Below are 22,058 nucleotides of genomic sequence, written 5' to 3'. Positions count from 1 at the left end.
CATCAATTGGCTGCTGGCCAGCGCCAGCAGGGATACCGCAACAACTTTGGAAAACATGGTGAATCTCCAAGGCAGGGTTAACAAAGACACTAATGGTTGAAAGACTGCCTGAAATCTTCGCAAGTTCCTATGACTTGAGTCAAAAATTGTATACAACTTTCAGGCTATGACACTCATCGACACAATCTAACGGCCAGATCACCCGGCTGAATCTATGATCGGCGCATCTCACTGAAACGGAGTGCCTGTCATGATCTTTAACGGCCTGTTGTGCAGCTTGCTCGCCGCCTACGCCTGTGGCGCCAGCGGTACCTTTGAATCGCCGGAGCGCGAACTCTAGACCTTGGATCAAAGCGTCCCAGCCATTACCCTGTGCGACTGATCGCCCAGGAGAAAGGCATGTCTCTTACATCCGTTTGTGTATTTTGCGGTGCCAATGCGGGCACTGACCCGGCATACACCGAAGCCGCCGTCGCCCTTGGTCGCGCATTGGCCGAGCGTAAGTTGACGCTGGTCTATGGCGGTGGCGCCGTCGGTCTGATGGGCATCGTCGCCGACGCAGCACTGGCCGCCGGTGGCGAGGTGATCGGCATCATCCCGCAGAGCCTGATGGACAAGGAAATCGGTCACAAAAGCCTGACGCGCCTGGAAGTGGTTGATGGCATGCACGCCCGCAAGGCGCGGATGGCCGAACTCAGCGATGCGTTTATCGCGCTGCCCGGCGGCCTCGGCACCCTGGAAGAACTGTTCGAAGTCTGGACCTGGGGCCAGCTTGGCTACCACGGCAAGCCGTTGGGCCTGCTGGAAGTGAACGGTTTCTACAGCAAACTCACTGCTTTTCTCGACCATATCGTCGGCGAAGGCTTCGTTCGCGGGCCACACCGTGACATGCTGCAAGTGAGCGAATCGCCGCAAACGCTGCTCGACGCCCTCGATCACTGGAAGCCGACCGTCACGCCAAAGTGGGTCGACCAAAAACCCGGCTAACAGCCGGGCACCGATACAGGGCAGAATATGCGCCGCTCAACCTCACCTTCGACCCAAGAGGATCGCCCATGGCCAAACCCAATTACTCCTTCGCCAAACGTCAACGAGACCTGGAAAAGGAAAAGAAGAAAGAGGAAAAGCTTCAGCGCAAGAAACAATCAGCTGAAGAAGCAGCACTGAACCCTGACGGTGAAGTGGCGACAGAAGACGCTGTAGATGCAGAAACACAAGCAGATGCACCGAAAGAACAGGCGCCTGACGCCTGATTGATTGATCCGTTCCCTGAGGGAGCGATCTGTGGCGAGGGGATTTATCCCCGTTGGGTCGCGAAGCGGCCCCCCTGCGTCCCGCCAATCCGATTGAGTTGTCTGGATTGGGCGACTGCTTCGCAGCCGAACGGGGATAAATCCCCTCGCCACAAAAGCTCCCCAATACGCGTTACTCCAGTGGCATCACCGTGACCTGCACTTCCGGATCATGGTTCCCCCCGCCCAGAATCACCCCGCGCAACGGCGACACATCGGAAAAGTCCCGCCCCCACGCCAGCGTGATGTGCTCCAGCGCCGGCTGCACATTGTTGGTCGGATCAAAATCCACCCAACCCAACACCGGGCAAAACACCGATACCCAAGCATGCGACGCATCGGCGCCGATCAATCGTGGCTGCCCGGGTGGTGGCTGGGTCAGCAGATACCCGCTGATATAACGTGCAGCAAGGCCTCGAGAACGCACACAGGCCAGCATCAGATGCGCAAAGTCCTGACAGACCCCACGACGTCGTTCAAGCACTTCCACAAGCGGTGTCGCCACTTGGGTCGCTTCGGCATCAAAGGTGAATTCGCTGAAAATTTTCTGCATCAAGGCCTGCACGCCCAACAGCAACGGCTTCCAGGGTGGAAAACAGCTTTCCGAGAACTCGACGAAGCTGCGCTTCAGATGCACGTACGGTGACTGAAAGCGATAACGGCAAGCCTCAAGCAATTCGGCGTGCAGAGGCTGACTGCTGTAGCTCAACGCATTGCGCGTCAGCTCCCACGCCGGAGATTGCGTGAAATCCAGCGCCGGCCGCGCCAGCACTTCAACAGTGAGCCGGGCGTTGACCTGCAACTCATCGTGCGGTCGCTCGAACGCCAGCCGCGTCAGCGGATTGCCGAACACATCCAGTTCATCGCGCCGTGCCGATGGTTGCGGACTGATCAGCAATTGTTGTTCCGTGCAGCGCTGCCAACTGCACTCGCGCGGCCACAGGTGCGCCAATTGCTGCGCCAGGGAAACCGGGCTGTCGTAGTGGTAACAGGTGTCGTGGAAGATCTGGTAATGCGCGCTCATCAGACGGACACCGTGCGCTGGCTGACATCATCGACATGGGCGAAATGGCGCAGGGCCAATCGATCCGAGACTTGCCCGCTGGCTTCGGCGATCTCTTGCATCAGATCCGCCAGACCATCAAGCGCCGCGCGTACGCTGGATTCGCCGAACAACGGATTCTCCAGGCAGCCCAGGTCAAACCGTGCCAGACGCTCGACCAACAGCGACAGTCCGGCCTCCCGTGGCACGCCGAAATCATCATTCAGGCGCTTCAATGTGCGGGTCACCAGTTTCAACTGGAACAACACCGCGTGCGGGTTCTGTTCATCGAGCAGCAGCAGGTCGAGCACCGGGATCAACTGCGCCACCGCCAGATAGCGTGATCGATAGGTGATGCTGCTGTTGCCCAATTCCAGCAACCACTCAAGCCCGGCCTGATCGCATGCACCGGCCCCACGCAGAAACCCCGCCAGACTGCTGCTGAGGAACTGCAGCCGTTCGATGCGCCGGCCGATCATCAGAAAGCGCCAGCCTTCGTCACGGGTCATGTCGTCCAGCGCGAACCCCGACAGCGCCGCCAGCGACATCACCAGACGGTTGAGAAAATCCAGCAACTCGCCAAAGTCAGGCTCGTCGGTCTCAAGTTCCAGCGCTTCACGCTGCAACTCGACCAGCGCCTGCCAGTTTTCCCGAGAGAGCTTGCCGCGCACCTGTGAAGCCGCCCACTGCAAACGTTGCAGGTTGGAGCGCAGGCTGAACGACCAGTCTTCGCCGAGCAGCGCGGCCAGCAACCGCTCCGGCAGTTCACCTTCGTCCGGCAACAGCGACAGCCGCTCGCCAAGATCGACCGCAGCCTGCAACGCTTGCGGGTCGTCGCCATCGACATACCGCGCGAGCATGATTCGCAGCAGCCGCGCACTGTCGTCGCAACGCTCGCAGTAACGGCCGAACCAGAACAGGTTTTCCACCACCCGCGACGGCAGATAAGGATCACGCCTGACCAGATCGTGCACGCCGACGTTGCGCTGGGTCTTCCACTGCTCACCGCTCGGCGGACGATCGCCCAGCACCCAGGTGTCCTTGCTCGCCCCGCCGCGCTGCATCGACACCACTTCGGCGTCAGCCTCGGCCGCCACTCGGGTCAGACCGCCCGGCAGCACTCGATAGCCGTCACGACTGGCCGCCGCGTACACACGCATACCGATCGCCCGAGGTTGCAACTGACCGTCTTCGGCTTGCCAGATTGGCGCTTGGGAGAGCTGGGCCAATTCTTGCGCAACATACGCGTAAGGGCGAGCCTGCATGCGTTCGGCGAGAGATTGACGCTGCTTTTCACTCAGATCGCGACCAAATACCGGCGCGAAGCTTTGCGACGGAAAGGCCGGTTTGATCAACAGTTCAGGCAGTTTTTCCAGCGCCTGGGCCAACACCGGCGCTTCACCGCACCACCACGTTGCGATGGACGGCAGGAGCAAGTCTTCGCCGAACAGGAACTGGTTGATCCTCGGCAGAAAACCCAGCAAACCCGGCGATTCCAACACGCCGCTGCCCAGCGCATTGGCCACCAGCACCCGGCCCTGACGCACCGCTTCAAGCAGACCGGGAACGCCGAGCGCCGAGTCCGTGCGCAGCTCCAGTGGATCGCAGAAGTCGTCGTCGAGCCGGCGCATGATCGCGTGCACCCGGCGCAGGCCGCTGAGGGTTTTCAGGTAGACGGTGGCATCGCGCACCGTGAGGTCGCCGCCCTCCACCAAGGGATAACCGAGCTGACGCGCCAGATAGAGGTGTTCGAAATAGCTTTCGTTGAACCGCCCCGGCGTCAGCAACACCACCAGCGGCGCTTCGTCGTCAGTGGGTGCCTGGCGGGCCAGTGTTTCCTGCAATGTGCGAAAGAAACCGGCCAGATGCTGCACCTTCAAATCACGGTACAACTCGGGGAAGGCGCGGGACACGATGGTGCGGTTTTCCAGTGCGTAACCGGCGCCCGAAGGTGCCTGAGTGCGATCCGCCGTCACCCACCAGCGCCCGTCCGGCGTGCGCGCCAGATCCACGGCGTACAGATGCAGAAACGCATTTTCCGGCGGCACAATGCCCTGACATGGCCACAGAAAATTGTTGTGACCGAATACCAGTTCCGCCGGCAGCAGACCTTCGCTGATCAAGCGCTGCGGCCCATACAGGTCAGCTAGTACGGCGTTGAGCAATCGCGCTCGCTGGGCGATACCCGCCGACAGCTGTTGCCACTCATCCGCCGCGATCACATGCGGCAACAAGTCCAGTTCCCACGGGCGATCCGCGCCTTTGGGGTCGGCATAGACGTTGTAGGTGACGCCGTTTTCCTGAATCTGCCGGGCCAGCAATGCCTGACGCTGCACCAGTTGCGCCGGTGTGCTGCGCTGCAATTGGTCGAACAGCCGCTGCCAATGCGGACGTACCGCACCGCCGGCATCCAGCAGTTCGTGATAAGTGCCCGCCGTCAGCGGGTAGCGGTCTAGCAGGTCAGGCATGGAAAGCTCGGCAGACAGCAAGGAAAGGTCAGACTAACGCAGGCACATGACGCCCGGATAGACGAAAAATCCGGGCGCTGTGTGCGATTTAGAAACGGCGCAAATCGATTGTCATCGGTAGCTCGTCGTTTATTTCCACATTGGGTATAGGAAGTTTCCCCGGCGTGTGTCCGACCCGGAAGAAACGCGCCATGCGCCGGCTCTCCGCTTCGTTGGCGTTGACCGGCAGCGTCTCGTAATTGCGCCCGCCCGGATGCGCCACATGGTACTGGCAGCCGCCCAGCGAGCGCGCCATCCACGTATCGAGCAAGTCGAACACCAGCGGCGCGTGCACCGGGATGGTCGGTTGCAGGCAGTTGGCCGGTTGCCAGGCGCGATAGCGCACGCCCGCGACAAATTCGCCTACTCGCCCGGTCGGATGCAATGGCACCGCGATGCCGTTGCAGGTCAGCAAATAGCGTTGCGGTGGCAGGCCTTTGAGTTTGACCTGCAAGCGCTCCAGCGATGAATCGACGTAACGTACCGTGCCACCCGCCGCGCCCTCTTCGCCCAGCACATGCCACGGCTCAAGCGCCTGACGCAATTCCAGTTCGATACCGTTGACCGCGTAATCGCCGACCTTGGGAAAACGAAACTCCAGATGCGCCGCGAACCACTCGGCCCGCAGCGGATAACCGGCGCTGTTGAGTTCAACGATGACGTCGGCGAAATCCTGTTCGATGAAGTGCGGAAGCAGGAAACGATCGTGCAGCTCCGTGCCCCAGCGCGCCAGTTTCGGCGGCGCATAAGGCTCGCGCCAGAACCGCGCGACCAGCGCCCGCAGCAACAATTGCTGGGCCAGGCTCATGCGCGCGTGTGGCGGCATTTCAAAGGCGCGCAGCTCCAGCAAGCCGAGGCGACCGGTGGCGCCGTCCGGTGAATAGAGTTTGTCGATGCAGAATTCTGCGCGATGGGTGTTGCCGGTGACGTCGATCAGCAAGTTGCGCAGCAGTCGATCGACCAGCCACGGCGCGCAATCTTCGCCCGGTTCCGGCATCTGCGCGAAGGCGATTTCCAGTTCATACAAGGCGTCGTTACGCGCCTCATCGACTCGCGGCGCCTGAGAGGTCGGGCCGATGAACAATCCGGAAAACAGATAGGACAGCGACGGATGGTTGTGCCAGTAACTGATCAGGCTGCGCAGCAGATCCGGGCGGCGCAAAAACGGTGAGTCCGCCGGCGTCGCTCCACCGAGGACGAAGTGGTTGCCGCCGCCCGTGCCGGTATGGCGCCCGTCGATCATGAATTTCTCGGTGGTCAGTCGGGTTTGGCGGGCCTCTTCATAGAGAAACTCGGTGCGCTCGACCAACTCGTCCCAAGTGGCGGACGGCTGCACGTTGACCTCGATCACGCCGGGGTCCGGGGTAATACGGAAGTTGCTCAGACGCGGATCGCTAGGCGGTTCGTAGCCTTCCAGCAGCACCGGGCAGTGCAGCTCTTCGGCGGTGGCTTCGATGGCGGCCACCAACTCCAGATAATCCTCGACCCGCTCCAGCGGCGGCATGAACAGGTACAAACGGCCCTCACGGGCTTCAGCGCAGAATGCAGTGCGGGTCAGCCAGTCGGCGGATTCGTCGACTTTCGGTTGGCGTTCGTCTGCCGTGGCTGGCTCGCCGTGACTGTTGAGTTGCGCGGTCTGCGGTAGCTCCAGGAAGTCCTGGTTCGGGTCCTGTGGATGGATAAACGGATACTCGGCCGCTTTCACCCAAGGCTGCGCGCCCAACGGCAAACGATAACCCAGCGGCGAGTCACCCGGCACCAGACGGCAATGCTCGTCGCGCAGATACCAGCGCCCGCTCTGCCATTGATCGCCCTTGGCGGTACGCGCCAGCGGCAGCACCTGGCCGATCACTTTATCGAGTCCCTGACTGAAGACTTTGCGCAGCCGCGCACGCTCCAGCGGTTCTTCCAGACGCGAATCTTCGGCGCTGACGTTGCTCGGCAAAGTCCCTTCACGCCAGAGGTAATAGAAGTTGTCCTCGTAGGCTGGGAACACAAACCGAGCAGGCAGTTTCAGGCGTTCGGCGACACTCGCCAGAAAGCGTCCGGCCAGTTCGCCATCGGCGCCATAGTCTTGCTGCTCATCAGCGATCAGCGCGTTGTTGTGCCAGATCGGCACGCCGTCGCGGCGCCAATAGCAATTGAGCGACCAGCGCGGCAGTTGTTCGCCGGGATACCACTTGCCCTGGCCGAAATGCACCAGACCCTGCGGCGCGTAATGTTTGCGCATACGTTGGAACAGTTCGGCGGAGAGCCGACGCTTGTCCTCGCCGAGGGCTGCGGTGTTCCATTCTGCGCCGTCGGGGTCGTCGATGGAGACGAAGGTCGGTTCGCCGCCCATGGTCAGGCGTACGTCGCCCTCCAGCAGGTCAGCGTCGATCTGCCGGCCCAGCGCCTGAATCGCCAGCCACTGCTCATCGGTGTAAGGCTTGGTGACCCGTGGCGCCTCCCAAATCCGTTCCACGGACATTTCATGGCTGAACTGCGTTTCGCAAGGCTCGACCATGCCGCTGATCGGCGCTGCCGAGGACGGATCGGGACTACAAGCCAACGGGATATGCCCTTCACCGGCGAACAGCCCTGAGGTGGCGTCGAGGCCGATCCAGCCAGCACCCGGCAAATACACTTCGCACCAGGCATGCAGGTCGGTGAAGTCCACCTCGGTGCCGGATGGACCGTCGAGGCTTTTCACGTCGGCGGTCAGTTGAATCAGGTAACCGGAGACAAACCGCGCCGCCAGTCCGAGGTTACGCAGCAATTGCACCAGCAACCACGCCGAGTCGCGGCACGATCCAGAGGCGTGTTCGAGGGTGTGCTCCGGGGTTTGCACGCCCGGCTCCATGCGAATCAGGTAATTGATGTCTTCGCTCAGACGCTGGTTGATCGCCACCAGAAAATCCACAGCGGGCAGTGGCGTACGGTCAATGCCGTCCAGATAGGCTTTGAATGCCGGTGTCAGCGGCAGGGTTTCGAGGTACGGCGCCAGCTCTTTGCGCTCATCGGCGGCGTAAGCGAAGGGGATTTTCTCGGCGTAGGGTTCGAGGAAGAAGTCGAATGGGTTGAACACCGCCATCTCCGCCAGCAGATCGACTTCAATGCGCAGTTCGTCGGTTTTCTCCGGGAACACCAGCCGGGCGAGGTAATTGCCCTGCGGGTCCTGCTGCCAGTTGATGAAGTGATTGTCGGGCGAAATTTTCAGCGCATACGAGAGAATCCGCGTGCGGCTATGGGCAGCCGGGCGCAGGCGAACGATCTGCGGGCCGAGTTCGACAGCGCGGTCGTAGCGGTAATGCGTGACGTGATGCAATGCGACATGAATCGACACGGCGTGCCTCCTGCGAGCCTAAGCGTATTCGAAAGCGCGCAAGACTTATGCCATGCACAGGCTTGGGCGCTTTTGCGGAATGCTCAGGGCAGTACAGCACCAAAATCGGGCGATGCGGGGAAATGGTTTGGGCTCAACGCACGTAAATGTTGCGAAGAGCCCCTCACCCTAGCCCTCTCCCGGAGGGAGAGGGGACTGACCGCGTTGTTTATTCAAGATGCACCGACTTGAAAGACCGAGTCGAACTCAGATTTTGAACCGCATGAAGATCGGCTCCCTTCCCCCTCGCCCCCTTGGGGGCGGTCCGACGTTTCGGGAGGGCTGGGGTGAGGGGGAAAAGATATCCCTGACAAAACAAATCCAAATCCTGAAATGCAAAACGCCAACCCGAAGGTTGGCGTTCTGTTTAGCGTGGCACAACCGGTTTGCGCGTCGGCTTCGGTCCTTTGCCCTTGGCCGCGTCCTTGCGGTCCTTGGCGGCCTGCTGGTTGCGGGCGAACGCCGCAGCCTTGGCCTGTTCACGCTTGTCCCACGGATTACCGCCATCACTGGCACGCGGCGGCAGGCCGGTGTGCTGGGTGAGAATCTTGGTGGTCTTCTCTTTGCCTTCCTTCGCCACTTTATGGCTGCCAGCCGGCGTCGAGTTTTTGCGACGCGCGCTCTGGTAGGTATCGGTGGAAGGCTGATGCAACGGAATCAATTGATCCTTGCCCGGCCCGATCAGATCGCTACGGCCCATGCGTTGCAGCGCTTCACGCAGCATCGGCCAGCCTTTCGGATCGTGATAACGCAAGAACGCCTTGTGCAGACGACGCTGCTCTTCGCTCTTGACGATGGTCACGCTGTCACTCTTGTAGCTGACCTTGCGCAGCGGGTTCTTGCCCGAGTGGTACATCGCGGTGGCGGTGGCCATCGGCGACGGGTAGAACGCCTGCACCTGGTCGGCGCGGAAGCCATTGCCCTTGAGCCACAGGGCCAGGTTCATCATGTCTTCGTCGGTGGTGCCCGGGTGCGCGGCGATGAAGTACGGAATCAGGTACTGCTCTTTCCCGGCTTCCTTGGTGTACTTCTCGAACATGCGCTTGAACTTGTCATAGCTGCCAATGCCCGGTTTCATCATCTGGTTGAGCGGACCTTCCTCGGTGTGTTCCGGGGCGATCTTCAGGTAACCACCGACGTGGTGGGTCACCAGCTCTTTGACGTACTCCGGCGACTCGACCGCGAGGTCGTAACGCAGGCCGGAGGCAATCAGGATCTTCTTCACACCCGGCAAGGCACGGGCGCTGCGATACAGCTGAATCAGCGACGAGTGGTCGGTGTTCAGGTTCGGGCAGATCCCCGGGAACACGCAGGACGGCTTGCGGCACGCGGATTCGATTTCCGGCGTCTTGCAGGCGATGCGGTACATGTTCGCGGTCGGGCCGCCGAGGTCGGAGATGACGCCGGTGAAGCCTGGCACCTTGTCGCGGATCTCTTCGATCTCGCGAATGATCGATTCTTCGGAACGGTTCTGGATGATCCGGCCTTCGTGCTCGGTGATCGAGCAGAAGGTGCAGCCGCCAAAGCAGCCGCGCATGATGTTCACCGAGAAACGGATCATGTCGTAGGCCGGGATTTTTTCCTTGCCGTACGCAGGATGCGGGACACGTGCGTAAGGCATGCCGAACACGTAGTCCATTTCTTCAGTGGTCATCGGAATCGGCGGCGGGTTAAACCAGACGTCGACTTCGCCATGCTTCTGCACCAGCGCACGGGCGTTGCCCGGGTTGGTTTCCAGGTGCAGCACGCGGTTGGCGTGAGCGTAAAGAACCGCGTCGGCACGCACCTTTTCCATGGACGGCAGGCGAATCACGGTCTTGTCGCGGGTCATCCGTGGGCTGGCCAGAATCTGCACGACCTTGGCTTCTTCCGGATCATCAACCGGCCCCTTCTCCTGCTCGATGGCGCAGGCCTGGGTGTCTTGGGTGTTGACGTACGGGTTGATGATCTTGTCGACCTTGCCCGGACGGTCAATGCGCGTGGAATCGACTTCGTACCAGCCCGCTGGCGTGTCACGACGGATGAACGCGGTGCCGCGCACATCGGTGATGTCTTCGATCTTGTGACCGTAGGACAAACGCTGGGCGACTTCGACAATCGCTCGTTCGGCGTTGCCGTACAGGAGGATGTCGGCGCAGGCGTCGATCAGGATCGAGTTGCGTACGCGATCCTGCCAGTAGTCGTAGTGCGCGATGCGGCGCAGCGAAGCTTCGATGCCGCCGAGCACGATCGGCACGTTTTTGTAGGCTTCCTTGCAGCGCTGGCTGTAGACCAGGCTGGCGCGATCCGGACGCTTGCCGGCCATGCCGCCCGGGGTATAGGCGTCATCGGAACGGATTTTCTTGTCGGCGGTGTAACGATTGATCATCGAGTCCATGTTGCCGGCCGCGACGCCGAAGAACAGGTTCGGCTCGCCGAGCTTCATGAAGTCGTCTTTGGACTGCCAGTTTGGCTGGGCAATGATCCCGACGCGGAAGCCTTGCGACTCCAGCAGCCGGCCAATGATCGCCATGCCAAACGACGGATGATCGACGTAGGCATCTCCGGTAACAATGATGATGTCGCACGAATCCCAGCCAAGCTGATCCATCTCCTCCCTGCTCATCGGCAGGAACGGCGCTGGCCCGAAACATTCGGCCCAATATTTTGGATAGTCAAATAACGGCTTGGCTGCTTGCATGTCGGACGACCGGTGTTGAGATGAAAAATCGCGGGCGCGGAATATAGCACAAAAAATAACCAATTCCGACGACCGTGGTCGGATTCTCTTCATTGTTGCGCAGGGCCGGTAGCGCAATGTCCCAGCAACCGCGCAGGCGCGCAAACCGGCAACGCATCAAGAATTTCAAGCCTTGCATATTGCGGGGTGAACATGACAACCACTCAAGGATGAGTATTCATGATCGGCAAGACCAGCAAGGGCGCCAATGGCGCCAGCACGACAAGGCCACCGAAGACTGGCACCTCGGGAGCTGACGGCCCCCAGCGGGTTGATGTCCCCGGTATTCACTCTGCGGGCACAGCAAACCGGTTCGCGACAACGCACCCTGCCGACGTCGACCTCGATGCAATCACGCCCGCCACCACCGTCAACGTCAGCGCGATACCAACGGCCGTCGACTCGCCGGAGCTCCCCGTGCACCGTGCGCTGCAAGATTACTGGATCGCCCCCCCGCCGGGATGGGACGGCACCGATACCCAAGGCGCGCGAATCATCAGGGGGCGCAAGTACGTCACCCTGCCCGATAACCAGATCGTGCAGATCGCGATGGACGCCGAGACCGGGTTTTATCGGGCCAAGCGCTCAAGCGAACGAGATCCTTCCGGGCCGGTATTGCAACCCGATCCCGACGGCAGATTCTGGCGCGAACAGAGCGATGTCGAACCGCTGCCGCATACCCTGAGCGACACCCGAATGGAAACCTTTCGCAGCGACATCGATTTCACCGGCGTCGAACCCGGGAGCGACGGCCTGCACCGTTTTGACGGCAAGCTCTACGCGGTGATCCGCGACCACGCCTATCAGGTCCTGAATGACCTTGATGCTTCTACGCCAACGACCCCGGTATTGCGCATCGTCCGCGCTGAAGATGCCGTGGCCCGTGACGCCAACAATGTCTATGTGGGCACCCGCCCGGGTCGTTCGGAGACGGTTGTATTCGATCCGCAACACGGCTGGGTCGAAGCCGATGTACCTGGCGCTGGTGGCATGCGCAGAGCCCAGGCCAGTGGATCGCTGTTCAGTCCAGGCCCCCATAGCCAACTGGCACGCGCGCTGCTCTCTCCAACACGGCGGGTGCGAGATTTGTTCCCCTCCTTCGATGAGGCCCAGGTACACGCGATCCTGCAGAATCTGGGGCCGGATGTGCCGGGCCGCCTGGCTCGGTACGAGCACGAATTTCACTCTCTGCGGTACCAGTTATCGTTCTGGCAGCACGGAAACCAAGCTATCGCCCGCGAACGAATTATCGATTGCTGGAGAAAGAAAGCCGTTCTGCATCTGGCCGCAGACGGGTCGCACGTGGGTGAAAGACTCAATCTGAGCGGCCTGGACCTGACCAACCTGCCCTCTCTGGAGGGCATCGACTTCAGCCATGTCACCTCCCTTGATTTAAAGAACAATAAATTGATTCTTGCTACGCATCTCAGGCCTTTCAAGCATATCTTCAGCCTGGATCTGTCGAAAAATCGACTGATGGACATGCCCTACGATCTGCGTGATATGCCCCGTTTGAGCCACCTGAATCTTGAGGGCAACCGGATCACAATAGACCGCTTCAGCGCGCCGCTGCCAGAGACCCTTCAGGTGCTGGTTTTGAATGACAACACCATCAGAGACCAGCCCGACTTCAGACGGTTGCAGCGTATGCGAAAACTGGCATTGGCCCGTACGGGCCTTTCGCAATGGCCGAGCGGTGTGAACGATTTGCAGTTTCTGGAACTCGTCGATCTACGGTCCAACTGGATTACCGAGATTCCTGACTCGATTGTCGCGCCCCCTCAGGAAAGGCTGATGCAGTCAGGGCACCTGAGCGACAAAGTATTCATGCTGGGCAATCCGCTTTCTCAAGCCACTCTCGAAAAATTGAAGCTCTACCTTGCACGTCTGCGGGCCGCCGGTTTCACCCTGTCCAATCCTCGAAGCCTGTTGAGTCCGGTGACCGACGGGCAGCCTTCCCGGCGAACTTAGGCTGCGAGGATCAACAGCGGATAAAAACGCTATCAATCAGCTATGCATCAGCCCTGCATGACGGGGTTGCTCAACAACTGCTCAAGGATGAGTAACACATGGGATTGAAACCAATAAACCGCATCACCGTCTCGGTCGATGTACACACGCGCGCCCCTCAACAAGGGGATGGAAGCATCTCCCCCCCTGTCGAAGTTGAAGCTTCGATTGCGCACCTGGGTGTAAGACCGACAAGGCCGGACTTGACTCCGGACGCCGTCGACCTTGACGCGATACACCCGGCGCCAGCACTGACAGTCAACAACATCGATATCACTACTACGTCACTCGCGCCGCCTCAGGCATCAGCCGGGTTTTCACTGGAGCGATACCGGATCAACGCGACGACCTCGCTGCCTGAAGCGGATGCTGAAGGTTTCAGGGTGCACAAGGGGCGCCGCTACGTCGACTTGCATGACGGTAGCGTCGTGTACGTCGCGATGGACACGGACACCGGTCTGTATCGGGCCAGACTGGTGAGCGAGCTGATCGCTTCCGGTCCGCTGCTCATGAGGGATCCCGAAAGCAGGCTCTGGTACCCGCACCAGGACGCCGACTCAATCAGCGTTCCCTTGACTGACGCACGGCTGCAAGCTTTCCGCGTCGATCTGGACTTCAGCACTGTCGAGGCCGGCAGCGAGGGCCTGATTCGACATGCTGGCAAACTTTATGTGGTCATCGACCAGCGCGCGTATCAGGCGTTGCAAGATCTCGATGCCTCTACACCACAGCAGGCGGTCTGGCGCATCGTCAACGCCTCGGATCCGGTGGCAGCCGACAGCGCGAACATCTATCACGCCAGCCGGATCGGCGAGAGCCTGGCCATCACTCGCGACGTCACCAACACATGGGTTGCTACCACTGTGGGTCTGAAGGGCGGCATGCGGCGCAATCCGCGAGCTCAGTTCACCAGAGACGTGCTGTTGCAAAGGTATGAGCCCATTCAGGCGGCGTACGAGCGCGTTTCGGCTTCAGCAAAAAAGTACGATGAACTCTGGGCAGAGGCACGGCGATTGCCTGAGGCAGGTGATGGAAAAACTCGCGCCTTGATCGCGCTGGAAGTGCACCTGCTCAAGCACATCAGAATGCAGACCGAATTCGTGAAGTCATGCATTGATAACAAGGAATGGCTGGTTCACTTGAAGGCCGGAGGGTTGTACAAGCAAGAACTGCACGTGTTCCAGCTAGAGAGGGTGCAGTTCCTCAACCGGCTCATGGGGGTGATGGACTTGCGGGTCAGACCCTCAATTGCAGCGGCAACTGTCGACAACTTCAAGAAATCCCTCACCCACCTGGATAAAAAGCTCAAGTTGCTGGGTGACCGGCAGGTCGTGGTTGAGCAGATATTGAAGGCCTCTCCAGGATCTGCCGATGAAATCCTGGAGCACAACAGCAAAGTGCCCGGCCGCGATCAGATCAACTACAACAAGCTGGCAATCTATCTGCACCTGCTTTCGGATAACCCCGACAACCCGCCAGATATTGGTATCCAGTCGCTACTGGCGGTCAAGTTGCTGACAGCGGAGATCGGCAGCATTCCCGAAGGAGAGCATCCGGTTGCGCTGATCTACGCCCTTGATCGCCTCAAGGGCGACAAGCTGCACGTTGAATCGCGGTTGACTTCCAGCAGCCCTGACAAAGCTGGCTACATCAGGGAAATCATTGCTCTGATCGATCCATTCGAGCAGAGAATCGAAAACCGGCTGAGCGACATATTTGACTCGCAAAGCCGCAACACCGAGCTGCCGAATCTCGATCAGGATATCGACTTCGACTTTGTTCCGCCGCAGCCCGTCAATGCGCCGCCAGCACCGCCCAGAAAAATGTTCCGCACCCGCCAGCACGGCACCTACAGGGTGCTGGTCGGGGAAACGCAAACGGCACCGGACGGCAATGTAACTATCAATGTTCCCGACCTCTTCAGGCCGGATTTACCGCCCCAGCGCTACGAAAAAAAACAAGGCGAGTGGCAGCCTGTTCGCCCCCCGATCGCACACACACCAAGACCGGAACTGATCCGCGAGGCCAACCGCTTACTGGATAAAGTTGAAATCCACCTTGCCGAGGCAAGGGCGCAAGAGACCCGCAATGAATACCCCGGAGAAATCATCAGGTTTCTGGGCAAGGAATCCGAGCGCTACAGCAATCAGGCGGCAGCGCTGGAGAATCACCAGGGCGCTACCGAAGATCCGGTCATTACCGGTCTGATCACACGCTTGCACACGGCTGTCGATTCACTTGTCAGCGAAGGGCAGAAAGTCCAGGTCCGGATGTACAAGAACAGAAACGTACTGGACATCCTGCGCCTGAATTATTTGCTCGATCACGCAGAGCTCACTGTGACCAAAACCGTTGATCGCAAGCCACTGGGCAAAGGCCGGACAAAGTCATTTCTGGACGTTTACTCGATCAAGGATCGCTCCAGCCAGACGCCGTTGTGGGAAGCACATTTTCACTATGACAACCAGACCAGTCCTGTACTGAGCTTTCAGAACAAGGGCGGCCATCTGAAAACACTCGAGCAAAGTCGACTGGGCATTGAATCCCAGCGTCGGGATGCCGAGGCCGGGCGTCCGCATATCGGCATCTGGCGTGAGACGTTTGACGGAAAAACAGCGCGAAAAATCTTTGAACTTGCTCGCTGACCGCAAGCGAATGCTTAACCGGATCGTAAAAAACACCCCGGCAATAATGCCGACTGCCGCCCAGCCAGCTTTTGCCAACGCTACGCGGCAATTTCAAGGATGAATGCTTCATGCCTGTAAAAAAGCCTGTAAATACTACCGTAACAGTCGATGTCCACACTCGACCGGTGCAACCTGACGATTCTCGCCTTCGCCAGCCCGTTAACCCGCCTCATCCCGACCTCGATACGCTGCTCTTCAGAAGGCGAACAGACTCGCGGGACTCGGCAAGCACATCGGATTCGCCCGACCTTGATGCGATCACTCCAGTCGTCGTTGCGCCCATCCCGTCAGGCATTGCCTCCACGAGCCTTACTCCGCCTGCGCCACGTCCGCTCATCGATTACCGGGTCAGCACCGCAGTAAACCTGCCAAAGGCTGATGCAGAGGGTTTCCTTACAATCAAGGGACGCCGCTTCGTTGAAGTTGCCGATATTGGCATTGTCGCGATCGCGACGGACGCCGCTACCGGCCTGCACCGCGCCAGACTGGCGAGCGAGTTGCAACCTTCAGGCCCGGTGCTGATACGTGATCAAACCAGCAAGCTCTGGCAGCCGCTGGATGATTCGCCGATCACTTTTATCCTGAGCGAAAACCGCTTGCTGGGGTTTCGGACTGCTCTGGATTTCGCCGACGCAGAGCCCGGCCCCGATGGATTGCACAGGCACGACGGCAAGCTTTACGTGGTCATAGACAACCACGCCTATCAAGCCCTGCACGACCTTGACGCTTCGACGCCACTTACGCCAGTGATGCGCATCGTCCGTGCGCAGGACGCCGTCGCCGGCGATAACAACAACCGCTATGTCGCCACGCGTGCGGGACAATCGGAACCCGTGGTGTTCGACGCCGTGGATGGCTGGATGGGCGTCACTATTCCCGGCGCCGGGGGCATGCACCGGTCGGCGGATGCCCAACAGGGCACGCTGGCAGACCGCTTCAGAGCGACGCTCAACCGCCTGAAAAGCCCGCCCTCCCGCGTGCGCAAGCTTTATCCTGCCTTTACCGAGCAACAGGTCAGTGCCTTGATCACTTCGCTGGGCGCCGATGTGCAAAACGGTCTGGCTCGCCGGGAAACCGACTACAAAAATCTGAAGAAGACTCTGGCAGTCTGGTCTCTCGACAACACACAGCCAGACAGCCAAAGCGCCGGACAAGAATGGATTACTTCCACCATTATGGAAATCAAGCGCTGCTGGCGACAGGAAAGCGGCCCGACGCTAAAACTCGCGGCCGTAGCCGGAGTATTATCCCTGCCACCGCTGAAGGCCGATTTCGGGCATGTCAACGTACTTGAGCTCGATTCGGTCACCTGGTCGGACGCGGCCGATACCTTCCTCGCCAGCTTTTCCGGCCTGCGAGGCTTGACGGTTAAACGCTCCACCCTGGAAAAACTACCCGACGCAATCGGATCCCTGCACGATCTGACCACGTTAAATCTGCAATCCAGTCGCCTCCAGCTCGACCCGCAATCTGCCGCAAGTCTTGCCAGGCTGGATCGACTTGAGCATCTCGATCTGTCGGACAACCCACTTGGGACAACCCCGGATTTCAGCGCCATGGACGATCTGAAAACCGTGAATCTGAGCAATACCGGTATTGATCTATGGCCCAGTGGCCTGCAGCAACAGGCGGGCCTGGAATTACTCGATCTGCGCCAGAATAAACTGAGCGAAGTGCCAGAGACGATCCTCAACCCGCCGGCGGATCAATTGCAGGCTCGCGCACGGATCAACGGCGTTACACGGATAGAGGGCAACCTGTTTGCAGCGGACTACTGGAAGTCCCTGGAAGCGTTCTGGCAGCGGGTCAGTACCGACCATCCGGAACTTGCCCCCCCCGCCAACCTTGCTGCGTTTCGGCTCAATGGCGACATACCTGAGGTCGCCATGGTGAGGCGAATGTACCCCGAAAAGGATCCGCAGGCCGCAAGGGCCTACTTGATGTCACTGGACGAGGCGGCGCAAAAGGGGCTCGTCGAACGGGTGCAGGAATTTGACCTGATGCAGGCGGATTTGGAGGATTACATCCAGAAATCCTCTTCGATCGGCGTATGGACGAAGCGCTGGGCAGAACGGGTCGCCAGCACACTCAAGACCTGCTGGCTGCGCGAATCCGGGGACACGCTGGAGATGCCGCACGGACAGGGCCCCCTCCCGGCGCTGAACGCGGATTTCAGCCATATTCGAGCTCTGAGTCTGCAAGACATTAACTGGTCAGTAGCAGCCGACCAGTTCCTCTCTAACTTCGCCAAACTTGAAAAACTGGCCATAACGGGGTGCGATCTCAAGAGGCTTCCCGCCGGAATAGGAGAAATGCGCGCCCTGACCCACTTGAATCTAAGTTCAAACAAGCTGGTCCTGGATGAGCAAGCGGCGGCGACAATCAGTGGCCTGACCTCGCTGTCGGTCATTAACCTGTCAACCAATCCACTGCATATCGCCCCTGATTTCAGCGCTATGTCAGGGTTGGTATCGCTCAGCTTATACGAGACAGGAATCACCCATTGGCCGGCTGGACTGCAAGACAAAACCGCGCTCAGACGCGTTGATTTGCGCAATAACCAGTTGAAGGAAGTGCCCCAAGCGCACCTCGACCCGTCGCCTGAACAGCTGTTGACCGTTACCCAGGTCAATAGAGTAATCAGCATGGAGGGCAACGACTTCCCTCCCGATTACTGGCGCAAATTTGACGATTACTGGCGTCGTGTGAACGAGGTTGATCCCGAACTCCTGACCGCAGACCTTGGCACCATATTTGACAGCGAAAACTCCCCGGCCCAGCGTTATCACAACCTGTATCCGGACAAGAACATCAAGCACTGCCGGGAATACCTCTGGAGCCTCGGGGATGAGGATGCTGCATTGCAGGTCACTCGTCTGGAGCAAGAATACCGCGGGCTCAAAAGGCAGCTCGAAGACTGGGAATTTTCCGGAGGAGGCAGCGTCACACAGTACACTCCCGCGCGTCGCCTGGCAGCCAACGCCCAACACCGTTCTGAACGTTTAAAGGCCAGCATCAGGATCATCAACTGCTGGAGACGGCTGACTCCGCAGAAGCTGGCCAATGACCAGACGCCGATCGGGCTTGAGCTGGACCTCAGCGGTTTGCGACTGCCAAGCTTGCCGGACCTTGATGCGGACTTCAGCCATGTCGGTTCTCTCAGACTGAGCAATATGGCGTTGAGTACATCCCCGGAAGGATTCTTGACTCGCTTCCGCCATTTGCGCTGGCTTGAGCTTTCGTACAATCAACTACGCGAACTGCCGCCAGCCATCGGAGAGATGACCGGACTGACGCGCCTGTTTCTGCAGGAAAATCAGATTTCCCTGACAGTGGAAACTGCCCGCGTGCTGTCGGGACGCACGACACTGCGCGCGTTGTGGCTGCATGGGAATCCACGGCTGGGGATCGTTCCGGATTTCGGCCGGATGACTGATCTGCGCTCGCTCAATCTTTCCGGTACGGGCATCGATACCTTTCCGACCGGCATCGCCGAGCAGCCATTACTGGACACTTTCAATCTGAGCAACAATCAAATCGCAGACATTCCTGATGCGGTTATCGCCCCCACGGACGAACGACTTGCGCATACAGCCCGCATCAACAATGTGACCAACATCCTCAACAACCCGCTTTCTGAGGCAACCCTGGCTCGCCTCACTCTTTACAGTACTCGCCTGAACCAGGCAGAGACGCCTTTGCACGGACCAACCAATCTGATCGACACCGCGCGCGGTCACGTGCGTAGGCCTTTAGTAGTCAGCACAACGATGGAGGATTCGTTGGCTCGCTGGACAGTTGGGATGTCTGAAGCGCAGGTGGCAACGAGGAAAGCCCAATGGCAGACGTTGCATGAGCAGCAAGCCTCTGGCGGTTTGTTCGATACCCTTGATCGCCTGCTGCTCGATTCCGCAGGTCGCCAAAACCAGCAACAGCGGGTCTGGAAGCTGATCGACAGCATTACCGAAAACACCGAGCCATCCGAAAACCTGCGCAAGGAAGTCTTTGATCGCGCAGGAGAGGCCACCTGCTGTGATCGTGCGGCATTCACATTTGCCAATCTCGAAACCAGAGCGATGATGCACCACGCACTAGCCAAGGCAGGCGACAAGGCACAGGGCCCGCAACTCACAGCCCTGTCCAGAGCGCTGTTCCGATTGCACGAGGTCGACAAGATCGCTTCCGCCGACATCGCCCGGCGTGAAGCAACAATCGCCGCAGAGAGGACACCTCAAGATGCAGCGCGGCTTTCACTACCACACGTACCGGAGGAAGTAGAAATCCGGCTGTACTATCGCCATGCCCTGCGAGACCGACTGCAACTGCCGGGACAACCGGAAAGTATGGGGTTCAGTCGTCTGATCGAGGTGCAGCCAGAGCAAGTGGAGGCCGCGTACAACAGGGTCGTTGCGCTGGATGATTCCCCTGAAGAGCTTCAGGAACTGGTGTCGAGGGAGTTTTGGCAGAAGTTCATCACGAGCAAATATCAGGACGATTTCGTCAAGCAGCGACAACCCATTCAGGAGCAGCAGTCGGCGCTCGACGATCTCCATGCGAGCAACCAACTGGCGCTAGCTGATTACCAGACACAATCCAGTTCGCTGCAAGCGTCGTGGATAGTTGAGGAGGCTGCCCTGATCGAAACACTGACCCGCCAGGAGCTGGCCGAGTATGCGGCCAGAGGCACCGGCGAAGAGGCGACCGACGCCAGCGTCTGACTGGCTGAAGTAACGGCTGGCCGAACATTGTTCGGCCAGCCGTTACTCGTCGTCGTCGAAGTTGTAGCTGCCCGGAGCAAGGTTCTCAAAGCGCGTGTATTTACCGATAAACGCCAGGCGGATAAAGCCGATCGGGCCGTTCCGCTGCTTGCCGATGATGATTTCGGCAATGCCTTTGTGCTCGGTTTCCGGGTGATACACCTCGTCCCGGTACACGAACATGATGACGTCGGCATCCTGCTCGATCGCTCCGGATTCCCGGAGGTCGGAGTTGATCGGGCGTTTGTTCGGTCGTTGCTCCAGGGAGCGGTTGAGCTGGGACAGCGCCACCACCGGGCAATTGAATTCCTTGGCCAGGGCTTTCAAGGATCGCGAGATTTCGGAAATCTCGTTCGTCCGGTTGTCGCCCCCCGAACCTGGAATCTGCATCAGTTGCAGGTAGTCGATCATGATCAGGCCGATGTCACCGTGCTCACGCGCCAGACGCCGGGTACGCGCACGCATCTCTGAGGGGCTGATACCGGCGGTGTCGTCGATGAACAGCTTGCGATCATTGAGCAGGTTGACCGCCGAGGTCAGGCGCGGCCAGTCGTCATCTTCCAACTGGCCGGAGCGCACCTTGGTCTGGTCGATCCGGCCGAGGGACGAGAGCATACGCATGATCAGCGATTCGCCTGGCATCTCGAGGGAGTACACCAGAACGGCCTTGTCGCTGCGCAGTACGGCGTTTTCCACCAGGTTCATCGCGAAGGTGGTTTTACCCATCGACGGACGGCCCGCGACGATGATCAAGTCAGATGGCTGTAGGCCGCTGGTCTTCTCATCAAGGTCGGTGTAACCGGTGGACAGGCCAGTGATCGCATTGTCGGTGTTGAACAGCGTGTCGATACGGTCGATGGCCTTGGTCAGCAACTCGTTCACACCCACCGGGCCGCCAGTTTTAGGCCGGGCCTCGGCAATCGCGAAGATCTGGCGCTCGGCCTCGTCGAGGATTTCCTCTGCGGTGCGGCCTTCGGGGTTGAAAGCGCTGTCAGCGATCTCGGTGCTGATGCCGATCAGTTGGCGCAACGTCGCGCGCTGACGAACAATCTGCGCATACGCCTTGATGTTGGCGACGGACGGCGTGTTTTTTGCCAGTTCGCCGAGGTAACCGAGACCGCCAACCTGAGACGTCTGACCTTCCTTGTCCAGTTGTTCGGCAAGGGTCACGACGTCAATCGGGGAGTTCTGATCGGCCAGTTTGGCGATTGCACGGAAGATCAGGCGGTGGTCATGTCGATAGAAATCGCCGTCGGAGACTTGATCGAGCACGCGTTCCCAGGCGTTGTTGTCCAGCATCAGACCACCGAGTACAGCCTGTTCGGCTTCGATGGAATGCGGCGGCACCTTCAGGGCGGCGGTTTGCAGATCGTATTGCTCGGGAGCGGAGATATCGTTCATGGCCACTTGAGTTGTTTAGTGAAAGCAGGGATTGCAGAAAGACAAAGGGCACGACCTGTAAACAGGATCGTGCCCGATGTTAACCGTCTGATGGACAAGCCGCCAGCCGATCAGGTGTTGCTTAAGCTGCTACCACTACAACGCGTACGGTGGCTTCAACTTCGGCGTGCAGGTGCACGGCTACGTCGAATTCGCCTACGTTGCGGATGGTGCCGTTCGGCAGACGAACTTCGCTCTTCTGCACTTCAACGCCGGAGGAGGTCAGTGCGTCAGCGATGT

General features: G+C 59.4%; 11 protein-coding genes. 5 read left to right on the top strand and 6 right to left on the bottom strand.

What is annotated here, in order from left to right; genetic code table 11:
- The first annotated feature begins 399 nt into the window (after positions 1-399).
- Together ACIQVE_RS15370 and ACIQVE_RS15365 are read left to right on the top strand one after the other, a co-directional pair.
- On the top strand, positions 400-987 hold the full coding sequence (locus ACIQVE_RS15370) for a TIGR00730 family Rossman fold protein (RefSeq protein ID WP_402809722.1): 588 nt from the start codon (positions 400-402) through the stop codon (positions 985-987).
- Between the two features lie 68 nt (positions 988-1,055).
- Positions 1,056-1,253 (top strand): hypothetical protein, encoded by a 198-nt coding sequence (locus tag ACIQVE_RS15365; protein WP_402809719.1) that lies wholly within the window; start codon positions 1,056-1,058, stop codon positions 1,251-1,253.
- 172 nt (positions 1,254-1,425) lie between these two features.
- On the opposite strand, the gene ACIQVE_RS15360 is transcribed toward ACIQVE_RS15365, so the two are convergent.
- From ACIQVE_RS15360 to ACIQVE_RS15345, 4 genes are all read right to left on the bottom strand, one after another.
- Entirely contained in the window at positions 1,426-2,316 is an 891-nt protein-coding gene (locus tag ACIQVE_RS15360) for a transglutaminase N-terminal domain-containing protein (RefSeq protein ID WP_402809716.1), read from the bottom strand.
- Entirely contained in the window at positions 2,316-4,802 is a 2,487-nt protein-coding gene (locus ACIQVE_RS15355) for a circularly permuted type 2 ATP-grasp protein (protein ID WP_402809714.1), read from the bottom strand. Before ACIQVE_RS15355 ends, ACIQVE_RS15360 begins: the two co-directional genes overlap by 1 nt.
- An 88-nt stretch (positions 4,803-4,890) precedes the next feature.
- Positions 4,891-8,166: a DUF2126 domain-containing protein gene (locus tag ACIQVE_RS15350; protein WP_402809711.1), complete on the bottom strand. Its 3,276-nt coding sequence runs from the start codon at positions 8,164-8,166 to the stop codon at positions 4,891-4,893.
- A gap of 406 nt (positions 8,167-8,572) precedes the next feature.
- Positions 8,573-10,885 carry a YgiQ family radical SAM protein gene (locus ACIQVE_RS15345; RefSeq protein ID WP_402809709.1) on the bottom strand — a complete coding sequence of 771 codons (2,313 nt, stop codon included), beginning with the start codon at positions 10,883-10,885 and terminating at the stop codon, positions 8,573-8,575.
- A gap of 219 nt (positions 10,886-11,104) precedes the next feature.
- On the opposite strand from ACIQVE_RS15345, the gene ACIQVE_RS15340 reads away from it, so the two are divergent.
- The 3 genes from ACIQVE_RS15340 to ACIQVE_RS15330 all read left to right on the top strand — a co-directional run bounded on the left by ACIQVE_RS15340 (position 11,105) and on the right by ACIQVE_RS15330 (position 20,339).
- A complete protein-coding gene (locus tag ACIQVE_RS15340; protein WP_402809706.1) occupies positions 11,105-12,895 on the top strand; it encodes a leucine-rich repeat domain-containing protein in 1,791 nt (596 codons plus the stop codon).
- A gap of 98 nt (positions 12,896-12,993) precedes the next feature.
- Positions 12,994-15,579: a hypothetical protein gene (locus tag ACIQVE_RS15335; RefSeq protein ID WP_402809704.1), complete on the top strand. Its 2,586-nt coding sequence runs from the start codon at positions 12,994-12,996 to the stop codon at positions 15,577-15,579.
- 110 nt (positions 15,580-15,689) lie between these two features.
- Positions 15,690-20,339, top strand: a complete 4,650-nt coding sequence (locus tag ACIQVE_RS15330; RefSeq protein WP_402809701.1) for an NEL-type E3 ubiquitin ligase domain-containing protein — start codon at positions 15,690-15,692, stop codon at positions 20,337-20,339.
- Positions 20,340-20,381: 42 nt separating this feature from the next.
- Here ACIQVE_RS15330 and dnaB read toward each other — a convergent pair whose 3' ends face one another.
- Together dnaB and ACIQVE_RS15320 are read right to left on the bottom strand one after the other, a co-directional pair.
- On the bottom strand, positions 20,382-21,779 hold the full coding sequence (gene dnaB / locus ACIQVE_RS15325) for a replicative DNA helicase (RefSeq protein WP_402809699.1): 1,398 nt from the start codon (positions 21,777-21,779) through the stop codon (positions 20,382-20,384).
- A gap of 121 nt (positions 21,780-21,900) precedes the next feature.
- The coding region (locus ACIQVE_RS15320) for a 50S ribosomal L9 C-terminal domain-containing protein (RefSeq protein WP_402809873.1) at positions 21,901-22,058 on the bottom strand (158 nt) is incomplete at its 5' end.

Source organism: Pseudomonas sp. NPDC098747, from assembly GCF_044760045.1.
Taxonomy (GTDB): domain Bacteria; phylum Pseudomonadota; class Gammaproteobacteria; order Pseudomonadales; family Pseudomonadaceae; genus Aquipseudomonas.
This window is presented reverse-complemented; position numbering and strand designations above follow the sequence as displayed.

Excerpts from the sequence above, each read along its gene's own strand:
- dnaB (WP_402809699.1), bottom strand. The coding sequence starts at position 21,779 with ATGAACGATATCTCCGCTCCCGAGCAATACGATCTGCAAACCGCCGCC.
- ACIQVE_RS15340 (WP_402809706.1), top strand. The coding sequence starts at position 11,105 with ATGATCGGCAAGACCAGCAAGGGCGCCAATGGCGCCAGCACGACAAGG.
- ACIQVE_RS15330 (WP_402809701.1), top strand. The coding sequence starts at position 15,690 with ATGCCTGTAAAAAAGCCTGTAAATACTACCGTAACAGTCGATGTCCAC.
- ACIQVE_RS15360 (WP_402809716.1), bottom strand. The coding sequence starts at position 2,316 with ATGAGCGCGCATTACCAGATCTTCCACGACACCTGTTACCACTACGAC.
- ACIQVE_RS15370 (WP_402809722.1), top strand. The coding sequence starts at position 400 with ATGTCTCTTACATCCGTTTGTGTATTTTGCGGTGCCAATGCGGGCACT.
- ACIQVE_RS15355 (WP_402809714.1), bottom strand. The coding sequence starts at position 4,802 with ATGCCTGACCTGCTAGACCGCTACCCGCTGACGGCGGGCACTTATCAC.
- ACIQVE_RS15365 (WP_402809719.1), top strand. The coding sequence starts at position 1,056 with ATGGCCAAACCCAATTACTCCTTCGCCAAACGTCAACGAGACCTGGAA.
- ACIQVE_RS15345 (WP_402809709.1), bottom strand. The coding sequence starts at position 10,885 with ATGCAAGCAGCCAAGCCGTTATTTGACTATCCAAAATATTGGGCCGAA.
- ACIQVE_RS15335 (WP_402809704.1), top strand. The coding sequence starts at position 12,994 with ATGGGATTGAAACCAATAAACCGCATCACCGTCTCGGTCGATGTACAC.